A 12261-nucleotide genomic window follows, 5' to 3' on the forward strand; every position below is an offset into this window, starting at 1 on the left:
CCACGGGGGAACTCACCATGACGTACCCGAGTGTTCCGCAGCAAGCGATCCGTTCGTGCAACTTCCCGACCAGGAGGTCAGATTGAGCGAGCACCTCTCCACCCGCAGGAGTGTTCTGAAGGCCGTCGGCGGAATCTCCGCGGCGATGGCTCTTGGCGGCGCAGGCGTCCTTGCGACGGCGTCGCCGGCCAGTGCGGCCAGTGCGGCCGACGACGGCTTCGGGCTGACCATCAAGGACCGCAACGAGGCCGACCCCCGCATGTGGTACTACCGGTTCGCGACCGACGCGGTCGAATGGGACCCCGCCGTCAACGTCCTGCTCCCTGACGACTACCACACCAGCGGCCGCACCTACCCCGTCCTCTACCTGTTCCACGGCGGCGGTACCGATCAGGACTTCATGACCTGGGACCGGCTGCCGGAGGGAGGCATCCGCGCCTGGACCGCCGGCAAGCCGATCATCGTCGTGATGCCCGACGGCGGACACGCGGGCTGGTACTCCAACCCGGTCAACTCCCTTACCGGCCCCCGGAATTGGGAGACCTTCCATATCGACCAGTTGCTCCGGTGGATCGACGCGAACTTCCGGACGTACGCCGAGTACGACGGCCGCGCCGTCGGCGGGTTCTCGATGGGTGGCTTCGGCGCGCTGAAGTACGCAGCCAAGTACTACGGCCACTTCGCCTCGGTGAGCGCCCACTCCGGCCCGCCCAGCCTGCGCCGCGACCTCAGCGCGGTCGCCCATTGGGCCAACGTGTCCTCCGCGGCCCTGGACCTGGGCGGCGGCACGATCTACGGCGAGCCGTTCGACGAGGCCAGGGTCAGCGCCGACAACCCCATGGAGCACATCGAGAGCTACCGCAACAAGCGGGTCTTCATGGTCGCCGGCACCAGTCCCACCCCGGTCGACCCGTTCGACCTGCTCAACGAGACCGAAGTGCTCGCCGGCCAGCGGGAGTTCCGAGCCGGCCTCGACCAAGCCGGCATCCCGCACGAGTGGCACGAGGAGCCCGGCGGACACTTCGTCCGCCCCGAGATGGCCATCCGCGACATCGACGGCATCATCGCCCGACTCCGTCAGGCGTAGAGCCGGCCATGCCCCGGCCGGATTCCCGGCCGGGGCCTTCGTTCAGCCCGGTGAGGCCGGGCGGAGGATACGAGATCCGAACTCGTGAGGGGTTGCCCCAACACGCTTTCCAAGTCCGTTGGTGCAGTTCAAAGCTGTATCCACCGCTGCTCATGGCTGCCCATCGCTGCTCATCGCTGTTCACTCCAGTTCGGTGCCCGCATAGATCTCGCAGGCCCCATGGCCCTGAACGCCGACGTACGGAGAGGGCACGGAGTGCTGCTGTGTCAGGGTGGTGGCGGCGAACTCGCGGGTGCGTACACGCATCCGGACCTGAGGGCGTTTTGACCCGGGGTGGGAGCGATGACGATGGCGATGCGGGCGGTTCCGCTGATGGGCGGGCCGGTGGAGTTACGGGGTGCACTGGACCTGGAGATGACACCGGCGGGGGTGATGCCGCGCCGATTACCCGCGTGGACCAAGGAGCAGTATCAGAACCCGTCGGTCTACGGGGTGACCCTGATGCCTTCGGGGGTGCGGCTGGTGTTCCGCACGGATGCGCGTGAGCTGGAGTTCGAGGTACTCACCTCCACAGGGCAGCTCGACACCGACCCCCAGCCCCGGCCCACCGGGATGCTGGAACTTCTGGTGGACGGCGCTCCGGCCGGTCGTCGGCAAGCACCGGTGGGCAACGTGGTGCGGATGGCGGGCCCTGGGGCCGTGCAGCGAACGATCCCTGGCGAGCCGGGCACCGTACGGTTCGCCGGGTTGCCGACGGGCATGAAGAACGTCGAGCTGTGGCTGCCGCAGCAGACCCCCACGGAACTGGTGGCACTGAAGGCTGACGGCGAGGTGCTGGCGCCGTTGCCGGACGGTCGGCGCCGCTGGGTGCACTACGGCAGTTCCATCAGCCACTGCATCGAGGCCGACGGCCCGACCGGCACCTGGCCGGTGGTGGCGGCTGCACTCGGAGGCGTGGAGGTGATCAACCTCAGCCAGGCGGGCAACGAAGTGCTGGACCCGTATGTCGCCCGGACGATCCGCGATGTGCCCGCGGACCTGATCAGCCTCAAGGTAGGCATCAACATCGTGAGCCTGGCCGCGTTCCGGCTGCGGACGTTCGCCCCGGCGGTGCACGGATTCCTGGACACGATCCGGGACGGGCACCCGGAGACGCCGCTGCTGCTGATGTCCCCGGTGAGCTGTCCGGCGGTCGAGGAGACTCCCGGCCCGACCGCGATGGGCCCGGACGGGAAGATCACAGCCCTGGGCGACCCGGCCGATGTGGCCGGCGGGGCGCTGTCGTTGACGGTGGTCCGCGCCGAGCTGGCCCGGATCGTGGCGGCCCGGCAGGCCCGCGATCCCCACCTCCACTATCTTGACGGACGCGAGCTGCTCGGCCCGGACGAGGTGCATGACCTGCCCGACGGCCTTCACCCCACCGCCGCCGCATACCGCCGGATGGGCAAGCGCTTCGCCACCCACGCCTTCGCGAACCACGGTCCCTTCGGCTGCATGACCGGGGCTGCTGAATGACCGGGACCGCCTGGGGCGGCGGCTTCCGGCTGAACTGCAACCAGGACGTAGCTGCAGAGTTACGTCGCGGCCGGTACTGAGCAGCCTGCGGGCGACCGCGCAGAGGGGCGGAAGCCGTCAGCCGGCGAAGCCCGGGACCACCAGGCCGGACTCGTACGCGATCACCACCGCATGGGTCCGGTTATGCGCGCCGAGCTTGGTCAGCACGTTTCCGACGTGGGTCTTGACCGTCTCCAGGCTCACCGTGAGGGACTCCGCGATCTCCGGATTGGAGAGCCCGGTGGCCATCAGGCGCAGCACCTCCTCCTCCCGGCCGGTCAGGGCGGCGTGCGGCAGGGCCTGGGCGGAGCCCAGCGGGCGGGCGGCGACCATGCGGCCCAGTGCGGCCGGGAAGAGGACCGCTTCGCCCGCCGCCACCACCCGGACCGCCTCGGCGATCTGACGGACCGGGAGGCGCTTGAGGACGAAGCCGCTGGCGCCCGCGCTGAGGGCGGCGGTGACGTAGCCGTCGTTCTCGAAGGTGGTGATCACCACGACCTTCGGCGGGTCGGCCGTTTCGGCCAGCAGTTGGCGGGTGGCCTCGATCCCGTTGCGACGCGGCATCCGTACGTCCATCAGGACCACGTCCGGCCGCAGGCTCTGCGCCCGTTCGACCGCCTCGACGCCGTCGGCGGCCTCGCCGACCACCGTGATGCCCGGCTGTGCGGCGAGCAGCATGCGCAGGCCGCTGCGGGTCACCTCCTCGTCGTCCGCGATCAGGAGGGTGACGGCGGGGCTGGTGACGGGGGGAAGGGGCATGCCTTCGCCCGCGTCGGATCCACTCACGCCGACCCCCGTACCGGCAGCCGGAGGGCCATGCCTTCGCCCGCGTCGGATCCACTCACGCCGACCCCCGCGCCGGCAGCCGGACGGCCAGCCGCCAGTGCTGCGTCCCGTCCGGGCCGGCCTGGAACTCACCGTGCAGCAGCCGGACGCGCTCGGCCAGTCCGGGCAGACCGTGGCCGGAGGTCGGGAATTCCCCCGGGCCCGGGCTCGTCCGTGCCCCGGTCCGGTTGACCACCGTGAGCTCCAGTCCGTCCGGCCCGGCCGCCACCCGGGCCACGATCGGGCCGCCCGCCCCGTGGCGCAGCGCGTTCGTCAGCCCCTCCTGGAGGATCCGGTACGCCGCCCGGGAGAGTGTCCCCTGCACCTGCGCCAGGTCGCCCGACAGCTCCGGTTCCACCACCGCGCCCGCGTGCCGCAGGCGGTCCAGCAGCTCGGGGAGGTCGGCCAGGGTCCGGGTCGGCGCCGTCCCCGACTGTTCCTCGCGCAGCACTCCGAGCACGTAGTCCAGGTCCTCCAGCGCGGCCCGCGTCGACTCCTCGATGCTGCGCATGGCGGCCCGCGCCGTCGCCGGGTCGGCGGAGAGCGCCTCGCCCGCCACCGCCGCCTGGATGGTGGCCGCCGTCAGCGTGTGCCCGATCGAGTCGTGCAACTCGTGGGCAATCCGGTTGCGTTCGGCCAGCAGCTGTTCCCGCTCGGCGGCCAGCGCGAGCCGTTCGGCCGCCGACGGCCCCAGCAGCCGTGGCGCCGCCCACCGCAGGGCCTTCGTCACCAGTACGCAGATGGCTACCGCCAGCAGGATGCACACGGCCGCCACCACCCAGCTCCACCCGCCCGACACCCGGACCGACGTGCCGAACAGACTCGCCCGCGCCTCGGCGCCGAGCCAGTTCCCCGGCAGGGCGAGGCCCATGATGAACAGCACCCCGCTCGCCAGCGCCCCCGTCCACCCGACGGCCACGTGCAGCACCAGCCAGAGCGGGGTCCGCCAGCGGTCGAGGCCGAGTGAACCGGAGGGCCGGCGACCGGCCACCGGATTCGGCAGCGGCACCCGCAGCAGCCGGCGGGCCGACACGACCAGCACCCGCCGTACGGGGCGCGCCAGGCCGACCACGCCGACCAGTACCGCCCAGACCAGCAGGACCAGGACGATCTGCACGCTCTCGGAAGCGGATCGCCACGACAGCGCCGGCAACAGGGCGAAAGGCAGCAGCGGAAGGCTCGCCAGCGCGCCGCAATAGGCGAACAGCACACCCGCATACGTGGAGCCGCGCAGCAGCGGCCGAATTCCCCTGATCATGGGCGCCAGTATCGCCGGGCAGCCCCCCGGCAGCCTCCCCCGATCGGGGGAGCGATTTCTCCCGCCTTCCCGCGATGCGGTCAGCGGGCCCTGGAAACCAGGATCGTGCCTCGACCAAACGATTCCCCAGGAGTTGACTCATGCGTGCTCAGACCCGGCAGGGCCTTCGTTCCTCGACCCGGCAGCAGGGCGGCAGACGGCGACGAGCCGTGTCGGCCGCGGTCGCGGTGGCCATCGGCGTCATGACACTGGGCGCCCTCGCCCCGCCCGCCGCCTCCGGCTCGGATTCTGCCGCCTCCGCTGCTGCCGCCGCCAGGCCGGACGCCGTCCAGCAGGCCCTGAACACGCTGGTGCGCGACGACGGGATGCCCGCCGCGCTGGCGAGCGTCCAGGACCGGAACGGCCGCATCCGCACCTACACCGCAGGAGTGGGCGACCTGACCACCGGCTCGAAGGTGCCCAGGGACGGCCAGGTACGGATCGGCAGCAACACCAAGGCGTTCACGGCGGTCGTGGTCCTGCAGCTGGTCGGCGAAGGGAAGATCCGCCTGGACGCCTGCGTCGACACCTACCTGCCCGGCCTCGTCCGCGGAAAGGGGATCGACGGGCGCCGCATCACCGTCCGCCGGCTCCTCCAGCACACCAGCGGACTCCCCGAGTACGGCATACACGTCGACGACGACGAGATCAGGAACCGGTACTTCGAGCCCCGCGAGCTGCTCGACATCGCCCTCCGGTACAAGGCCGACGCGGCTCCGGGGGCGAAGTGGGGGTACAGCAACACCAACTACGTCCTGGCCGGCCTGATCGTCCAGAAGGTCACCGGCCGCCCCCTCGCCGAGGAGATCGACCGGCGCATCATCAAGCGCATCGGGCTGCGCCACACCTACTTCCCCACCCCCGGCGAGATGACCATCCGAGAGCCGCACCCCCACGGTTACCACCGCAACCCAGCGAACACACCGCTGCGCGACTTCACGGAGATGGACCCCTCCGTAGGCTGGGCCGCAGGTCAGTTGATCTCCACCAACTCCGACCTCAACCGCTTCTTCACCGCGCTCCTCGCCGGCCGCCTCCTCCCGGCGGCCCAGCTCGCCCAGATGCGCACGACCGTCCCCGCCGGGACCTCCGGCCTCCGCTACGGGCTGGGGCTCACGAGCAGGCCGCTGTCGTGCGGCGGCGTCTACTGGGGCCACGGCGGCGACATCGCGGGGTACGAGACCCGGGGCGGTGTCACCGACGACGGCCGCGCCGCCAACGTCGCGGTCACCAACATCCCGACGGACGAGGCAGCCACGCAGCACGTGAAGGACGCCGTGGACAGGGCCCTGTGCGGCTGAATCACGCACCCGGCAACCCGGCAACCCGGCAACCCCAACAACGGTCCAACGATTCCTCAGGAGTTGACTCATGCGTGGACAGACACGGCAAGGGCTTCGCTCGCCGACCCGGCAGCAGGGCGGCAGACGGCGACGAGCCGTGTCGGCCGCGGTCGCGGTGGCCATCGGCGTCATGACACTGGGCGCCCTCGCCCCGCCCGCCGCCTCCGGCTCGGATTCTGCCGCCTCCGCTGCTGCCGCCGCCAGGCCGGACGCCGTCCAGCAGGCCCTGAACACGCTGGTGCGCGACGACGGGATGCCCGCCGCGCTGGCGAGCGTCCAGGACCGGAACGGCCGCATCCGCACCTACACCGCAGGAGTGGGCGACCTGACCACCCGCTCGAAGGTGCCCAGGGACGGCCAGGTACGGATCGGCAGCAACACCAAGCCCTTCGTCGCGGTCGTCGTCCTCCAACTCGTCGCGGAGCGGAGGGTGGACCTGGACGCCTCCGTCGACACCTACCTGCCCGGCCTCGTCCGCGGAAAGGGGATCGACGGCCGCCGCCTCACCGTCCGCCAGCTCCTCCAGCACACCAGCGGACTCCCCAACTACAGCAACCACCTCGGGGACGACGTCCGGTACTACACCCCCCGCGAACTGCTCGCCACAGCCCTCCAGCACCCGGCCGACTTCGCCCCCGGGACGAGTTGGAAGTACAGCAACACCAACTACGTGCTCGCCGGCCTGATCATCCAGAAGGTCACCGGCCGCCCCCTCACCGAGGAGATCGACCGGCGCGTCGTCCGAGGCGCCGGGCTGCGCCACACCTACTTCCCCGCCCCCGGTGACGCGAGCATTCGGGAGCCCCACCCCCACGGCTACTACCGGGAATCGGCGGACGTGCCGCTGCGCGACATCACGGAGATCGACCCCTCCTGGGGCTGGGCGGCAGGCCAGATGATCTCCACCGGCTCCGACCTCAACCGCTTCTTCAGCGCACTCCTGGCCGGCCGCCTCCTGCCCTCGGCCCAGCTCGCCCAGATGCGCTCCACCGTCCCCGCCGAAGCGACCTTCGGCCCCGGCGCCCGCTACGGACTTGGACTCGTCAGCAGGCCGCTGCCGTGCGGCGGCCTCTCCTGGGGCCACGGCGGCAGCTTCCCGGGGTACGAGACCCGGGGCGGCGCCACCGACGACGGCCGCGCCACCAACGTCGCGGTCACCATGCAGCTCACCGACGAGGCGGGCCGGAGGAATCTCGAACGCGCCGTGGACACCGCCCTGTGCCGCTGAACCTCGCCGAGGGCGTTGCGTGAAGCAGAACGACCGATGGGCCCGACATGGGGTCGGGCCCATCGGTCTCATGTGTGCGCACAGCCGCCACGTCGTCACCGCCCACGACGTCGGCCCGGCCGATCTGGAGGGCCGCCTGTCGCCCACCTCGTGAGGGAACTCCTTGATCGCTGGAGCCTGGATCACCTGATCAGCGATGGCCTACCGGACCTCGGTCGTCGCCCGCCACCTGGACGGCCCGACTGCACGACGTCCGGCACAAGGCCGGAACGGTGCTCATGGTGCTGGGCGTCCCGGACCGGGTGATCGACCAGATCATGGGTGGGGAACCGGGCGGGGCCGCACGGATGTGGCGCGGTATCTCCATGTCCCCGACCACCTGTTGAAGGAAGTGGCCCGGAAGATCGGCGCGGCGATCTGGGGAACCCCGGAAACAGCTCTTGTGGACAAAGGCCAGGACAACGAGGGCTGAGACAAAGTTGAAGGGCCCCACCGCAAGCGGTGGGGCCCTTCAACTTTGTGCCCGGTGAGGCACTGGCGGAGGATACGAGATTCGAACTCGTGAGGGGTTGCCCCCAACACGCTTTCCAAGCGTGTTGGAGAGCGTCGTTAAGGCATCTCCGCGATCACGAATCGCGGCACCACAACAGCTACCCGGCCTACGTGGTGGCGGCCACACCCGAGCTGGTATCTCCGCGGTCCCGAGCCGCGGCACCACAACCCAGTTGCGTTCCAGGCCGATGCCGGGCAGGTTGACAGCATCTCCGCGGCCAAGGGCCGCGGCACCACAGCAGGGTGATGGTGGTGGTGGATGGGGGTAGGTCGATGCGGGGCATCTCTGCGGTGGTGAACCGCGGCACCACAGCGGCAGCGTCCACGAAGTCCGGGCCGTCGAGGGCTACCAACTACATCTCCGTAGTCCTGGACTGCGGCCCCGCAACAGCTCCAGCGGCACCGAGCAGATCAAGGCCACCTCGCCCATGAAGCTCCGCGGCACCACAGCAGCTACGCCGTCACACCGCAGCACCGGGAGCCGATCCTTGCATTCCAGTGGCCAGAGGCCAGCACCACAACAGCGACGTCGGCAAGACCTGGATCGCCGGGCGATTGGTTGAATTTCTGCGGCTGAAGGCCACAGCCGCGGCACCACGGCAGCGTGCCCGTGCCTATCTTCTGGGTGGAGCCGATCACAACAGCCCCTATAGCGGAGGTCATGGCTGTGTGGGCCTGACCAGGTGGAACACCTCGCGGGCGGCGTAGCGTTTGAGGCATCGGACGATCTCGCGTCGGGTCTTGCCATCCTTGGTGCGGCGCTCAAAAGTAGTCTTGGGTGCGTGTGTCGAAGCGCAGGCGGGTCTGCACGATCCCGTGGAGGGCGGCGTTGGTCTGCCGGTCGCCGCCGGGGTTGAGGCGACAGTACTGCCGGCTGCCCGAGGAACGCTCGATCGGGCTGACCTCGCACAGCGCTATCAGCATGCGCGGAGTTACGCCGACCGCGGTGAGCATCCTGGCCGTCGCCGCGGAGGACTTGCGGGCCACGTCGGCGAGGAACACGGAACGTGGCGCGGGCCGAGGATCTCCAGTCGCTTGGTGCCGAGCACGGGCACGAGGGAGAGCCGTATGTGCGTCGCGTATTTACTCTGTACGTGCTGCGCTTCCGGTTGGGCTTGATCACGTTGTCAGATGTGCACGGGCTGCCGGAGGCCGTCGGGGGATCGCCAAAGTGAGAGACCCAAGCTGCATGGCTCGTGTCGGTGTGGGGTGCTGGGTTACAGCCCGCAGGAGCCGCGGTCGAGGTGGAAGTACCGGGCGTTGGCCCAGCGGCACAACCGGATACCGACGATGACGCCGACGATGGTGATCAGGGCAGGTAGGTATCCGCTGGCGACCTGGATGATCGGGATTGCCGGGCATCCGCCTGAGATCGCCCAGCCCGTACCGAACAACACCGCGCCGGGGATCACGCCGGCGTGGATGCGTCCCGGGGTGCGGCGGACCCGCAGCAGAGCGAACGCGCACACGAGGATCGCCACAGCACCCGCGAAGGAGAGGAGCATGCGCAGGTCCTGGAAGGTGAACATGCGGTTCAGCTCAGTGAAGTCGCCGAAACCGATGTTGGTGACGGTGTAACCGAGAGCTAGTCCGGTGATGATGTTGGCCAGCAGAATCGCGCCCCGAGTACGCATCAGATCACCTTCCACAGCAGGAACGACACCGCGACGGCGGTGCCGAAGAACACGGCGGTCGCGACGAGGCTGACCGGCCGCAGCCGGCCGCAGCCGCTGAGTCCGTGGCCGGAGCTGCACCCACCGGCCAGCCGGGTGCCGAAGCCGACCAGCACACCTCCCACGAACAGCATGGCGACCATGGTGGTCGAATCGGCGGTGACCAGGTCCCGAAAGCCGGGTCCCATGTCGAAGCGAAGGTGGAACCGCCCGGAGGCGACCGCGGCGATGAACCCACCGAGGAAGATCGACATCAGCAAGGCAGCCTGAGTGACCAGCGGGGCCGGGCGCAGGCTCGTGGCTGCCGGACGCTCACTCGCTGCCGATTCGGTGTCGGCTTCCAGTGGCTGCGACTTCTCGTGCGGAGCCTGCGGCACGGTGGACGCGCCGGTGCCGGTGCCGAAGTGCTCCGCTGTGGCTGCGGCAAGCGCGTCGGCCAGAGCTTGATCGTCGGCGAACTCCTCGTCCATCCGTTCGAGCTCGCGTTCGCGACGCCAGTGCAGCACGCGATCCCACGCGGCCGACACCCCGAGAGACCGATCAGTGATGAGGGTGTGGTTGATGGTGACCAGGGCGAGCCCGATAGCGCCCGCCCACCAGGGCCAGTAGGTACTCATGCGGGTCCTCTCATCCAATCGGCAAAACGAGCCCACCAGCCGCGCTTCGGGGCGGGCGCGTGCCGTGATTGTCGAGTGAGGCTGTCTGAAGATCGGTCGACCTGTGGGGGCGGTGACGGCCGGTCATGCCAGACATCTGCTGGTGGAGGTGTGGCTCCGATCTGGGCCATGGCTTCCTGTGTCGCGGTTCCAGGCCACGACTGTGACTGCTCATGTGGCTGGGTCGGTGCCGGCTGGGGCCAGGACGCGGGCTCCGGTGACCCCGGAGTGGGGCGTGGCGGCGGGGACTGTCGAGGGGCGGCCGCCGCGCTGGTGGCGCTGGATCGGCCCGCCTCGGCCGGGGCTTCGAGGTGTCGCGCGCTGGCTCCGTTGGGCAGCAGGCTGATCGGCACGCGCTCGCCGGTGAGTGACATCTGGTAGCGGGCACAGCCGTGCCATTGATCTGCGCTGTCGCAGTAGTACTCGCGCCACCCTTGCAAGCTCGCCTTGAGTAGGGGGAAAAGGGGGCATCCTGCGGCGTGTGAGCAACCCACGTTGCTCCCTCCTGACTGGTGTACCACCCGTTGGGGGAGAGCGGTTACTGTTCTCGATTCCTGCCCACGCTGGCCCGGTCGGCGGCGTGAAAAGCAATGCGGTGGCGGGCAGTGACAGAAGGCGCTGTGCCTCCCTTTCTCGACCGGGCGAGATGCAACCATTGTTTCGGTGTCCCGAGCAACTTCGGGAATTTTTCCAAACAGGTCACTTGACACCACTTAGTGAGATACTCTCCGCGACGGATATGCGGCACCTGCCTCTCATGTCCGGATTTTCATGACCGCCGGCGAGGTAACTTGGATCGTGATTCGGCTCCATGAGGACGGCCCACACCGGCGCAAGGAAGCTGCTTCTGAAGGAGTTGTAAATTCTGGAGTTCCTTGTGGTGATGGCGTGAATATCGTGGATCTCAAGCGAAGAACCAAGGGAGGTAATCGTGTGCCAACGTGCCGTCTGTCCGTCGTGCCGGAAGTTGACCTTTGAGGGTTGCGGGAGGCATGTGGACCAAGTACTCATGGGCGTACCAAACGCCCAGCGGTGCATGTGTGAGCCTGCGGAACGCAAGCGTGCGCGCCCAGTAAAGGCGGCGACTCGAACGGGATCGGCGCCAGCCCGACAAGGCGAGTCGTCGCGACGCACACGCGCTCCTGGTGCCCCGGGGAGTCCACGGGGCCGGTCGAGGGGCGGCTGGTGGGCTCGGCTCATCGATTGGGCGAAAAGCCCGGCCTGAGGTAATCATCCGAGTGTGCTTGCTTTCGGTCCCTTGAGCCCAAGGCGTGGGTTGTTGGGCCATGAGAACCCCGATTTCAGAACTCCGGGGTGCCAAGTGACGCCGAGCACGGAGCCAGCACCGACACTCGCGTCTCGCGACGAACGTCATAGGCGCTCTGCGTAACAGCATCCACTTCTTCTGATGACCTCATCCTCAACCACTTTCCGCAGGCCCGCTGCACCGATTGGCGGAGCGCGATGATGCGCCGGATGTAGAGATGATGCTCCGGATGGAAAGCTGCCAGTCGCGCGTCGCCGACGTGAATGCCGGGCAGACCGTCGTGGACGCGTGCGAGAGGGCGAATATCCTGGCCGCCGGTGCCATCCGACGGCCTCTGAGGATTCGCTACTGACGGCAGCCCGGGCGCCACTGCCATGTGGGACGCCCGGGCTGTCGTATGTGCGCGGGAGCGGGCCGGCAGGGGGAACCACCCCGCTCCTGCGATCGGCGCCCGCGCACCTCTCCATGAGGGTGAGCGCCTCGACCCTCGTGATCGGGTCACTCCTTCCTGCGCACCATGTCCCTGAAATGTCACTGATGGCTGGAGATTGGCCACTAATCCAGCGCTCTTGTGAATGGAGCAACTTGAAACCGTCACGACTCAGCCGAGAACCATGCACGCATCCCGCCCTCTGGCGGGGCTGCCCGTAGCAGCCGGGCTCTGCGCCGCCGGAAAGACAAGGTTGCAGGGCCGGTAAGCTGAGGCCGCTGCTGCCCCCCCGCACCTTGATCCGCGCCCCACGGCGAGCCATGGCTTGCAGCGATCAAGACGTCTTTGG

11 protein-coding genes and 1 pseudogene are annotated in these 12261 nt (G+C 69.1%); 6 read left to right on the forward strand and 6 right to left on the reverse strand.

Features of this window, described 5'->3' with window-relative positions; translation table 11 throughout:
* The first annotated feature begins 82 nt into the window (after nt 1-82).
* Nucleotides 83-1087, forward strand: coding sequence for an alpha/beta hydrolase (locus tag TU31_RS34770; protein ID WP_042162234.1), 1005 nt, complete (start codon nt 83-85; stop codon nt 1085-1087).
* A gap of 180 nt (nt 1088-1267) precedes the next feature.
* Here the strand turns inward: TU31_RS34770 and TU31_RS40370 are convergent, their stop codons facing one another.
* Nucleotides 1268-1393, reverse strand: coding sequence for a hypothetical protein (locus TU31_RS40370; RefSeq protein ID WP_275451877.1), 126 nt, complete (start codon nt 1391-1393; stop codon nt 1268-1270).
* A gap of 36 nt (nt 1394-1429) precedes the next feature.
* Between TU31_RS40370 and TU31_RS34775 the strand changes: the two genes are divergently transcribed.
* Nucleotides 1430-2602, forward strand: coding sequence for a GDSL-type esterase/lipase family protein (locus tag TU31_RS34775; RefSeq protein ID WP_042162236.1), 1173 nt, complete (start codon nt 1430-1432; stop codon nt 2600-2602).
* A 117-nt stretch (nt 2603-2719) separates the two neighbouring features.
* Here TU31_RS34775 and TU31_RS34780 read toward each other — a convergent pair whose 3' ends face one another.
* Both TU31_RS34780 and TU31_RS34785 read right to left on the reverse strand, forming a co-directional pair.
* Nucleotides 2720-3400, reverse strand: a complete 681-nt coding sequence (locus TU31_RS34780; protein ID WP_042162238.1) for a response regulator transcription factor — start codon at nt 3398-3400, stop codon at nt 2720-2722.
* A gap of 82 nt (nt 3401-3482) precedes the next feature.
* Nucleotides 3483-4724 carry a sensor histidine kinase gene (locus tag TU31_RS34785; RefSeq protein ID WP_042162240.1) on the reverse strand — a complete coding sequence of 414 codons (1242 nt, stop codon included), beginning with the start codon at nt 4722-4724 and terminating at the stop codon, nt 3483-3485.
* A gap of 140 nt (nt 4725-4864) precedes the next feature.
* On the opposite strand from TU31_RS34785, the gene TU31_RS34790 reads away from it, so the two are divergent.
* The 3 genes and pseudogenes from TU31_RS34790 to TU31_RS39430 all read left to right on the forward strand — a co-directional run.
* Nucleotides 4865-6064, forward strand: coding sequence for a serine hydrolase domain-containing protein (locus tag TU31_RS34790; protein WP_042162242.1), 1200 nt, complete (start codon nt 4865-4867; stop codon nt 6062-6064).
* Nucleotides 6065-6134: 70 nt separating this feature from the next.
* Nucleotides 6135-7334 (forward strand): serine hydrolase domain-containing protein, encoded by a 1200-nt coding sequence (locus tag TU31_RS34795; protein ID WP_042162244.1) that lies wholly within the window; start codon nt 6135-6137, stop codon nt 7332-7334.
* 239 nt (nt 7335-7573) lie between these two features.
* Nucleotides 7574-7806 (forward strand): annotated as a pseudogene (locus TU31_RS39430) (site-specific integrase); the annotation flags it as partial.
* A gap of 842 nt (nt 7807-8648) precedes the next feature.
* Here the strand turns inward: TU31_RS39430 and TU31_RS40030 are convergent.
* The 3 genes from TU31_RS40030 to TU31_RS34810 form a co-directional block, all read right to left on the reverse strand.
* Nucleotides 8649-8888 (reverse strand): transposase, encoded by a 240-nt coding sequence (locus TU31_RS40030; RefSeq protein ID WP_245698971.1) that lies wholly within the window; start codon nt 8886-8888, stop codon nt 8649-8651.
* 215 nt (nt 8889-9103) lie between these two features.
* Nucleotides 9104-9520: a YeeE/YedE thiosulfate transporter family protein gene (locus TU31_RS34805; protein WP_042162246.1), complete on the reverse strand. Its 417-nt coding sequence runs from the start codon at nt 9518-9520 to the stop codon at nt 9104-9106.
* Nucleotides 9520-10176, reverse strand: coding sequence for a YeeE/YedE family protein (locus TU31_RS34810; RefSeq protein ID WP_042162248.1), 657 nt, complete (start codon nt 10174-10176; stop codon nt 9520-9522). The genes TU31_RS34805 and TU31_RS34810 overlap by 1 nt, the downstream gene beginning before the upstream one ends.
* Nucleotides 10177-11146: 970 nt before the next feature.
* Between TU31_RS34810 and TU31_RS40795 the strand changes: the two genes are divergently transcribed.
* Nucleotides 11147-11440, forward strand: a complete 294-nt coding sequence (locus TU31_RS40795; RefSeq protein ID WP_078886115.1) for a DUF8730 family Cys-rich protein — start codon at nt 11147-11149, stop codon at nt 11438-11440.
* The last annotated feature ends 821 nt before the right edge of the window (nt 11441-12261 follow it).

The organism is Streptomyces lydicamycinicus (genome assembly GCF_000829715.2).
In the GTDB taxonomy this organism is placed as follows: domain Bacteria; phylum Actinomycetota; class Actinomycetes; order Streptomycetales; family Streptomycetaceae; genus Streptomyces; species Streptomyces lydicamycinicus.

Bases quoted from the DNA above. Each gene is read 5' to 3' on its own strand.
- TU31_RS40370 (WP_275451877.1), bottom strand. From the start codon at position 1,393: ATGCGTGTACGCACCCGCGAGTTCGCCGCCACCACCCTGACACAGCAG.
- TU31_RS34775 (WP_042162236.1), top strand. From the start codon at position 1,430: ATGACGATGGCGATGCGGGCGGTTCCGCTGATGGGCGGGCCGGTGGAG.
- TU31_RS34780 (WP_042162238.1), bottom strand. From the start codon at position 3,400: ATGCCCCTTCCCCCCGTCACCAGCCCCGCCGTCACCCTCCTGATCGCG.
- TU31_RS34785 (WP_042162240.1), bottom strand. From the start codon at position 4,724: ATGATCAGGGGAATTCGGCCGCTGCTGCGCGGCTCCACGTATGCGGGT.
- TU31_RS34790 (WP_042162242.1), top strand. From the start codon at position 4,865: ATGCGTGCTCAGACCCGGCAGGGCCTTCGTTCCTCGACCCGGCAGCAG.
- TU31_RS34795 (WP_042162244.1), top strand. From the start codon at position 6,135: ATGCGTGGACAGACACGGCAAGGGCTTCGCTCGCCGACCCGGCAGCAG.
- TU31_RS34805 (WP_042162246.1), bottom strand. From the start codon at position 9,520: ATGCGTACTCGGGGCGCGATTCTGCTGGCCAACATCATCACCGGACTA.
- TU31_RS34810 (WP_042162248.1), bottom strand. From the start codon at position 10,176: ATGAGTACCTACTGGCCCTGGTGGGCGGGCGCTATCGGGCTCGCCCTG.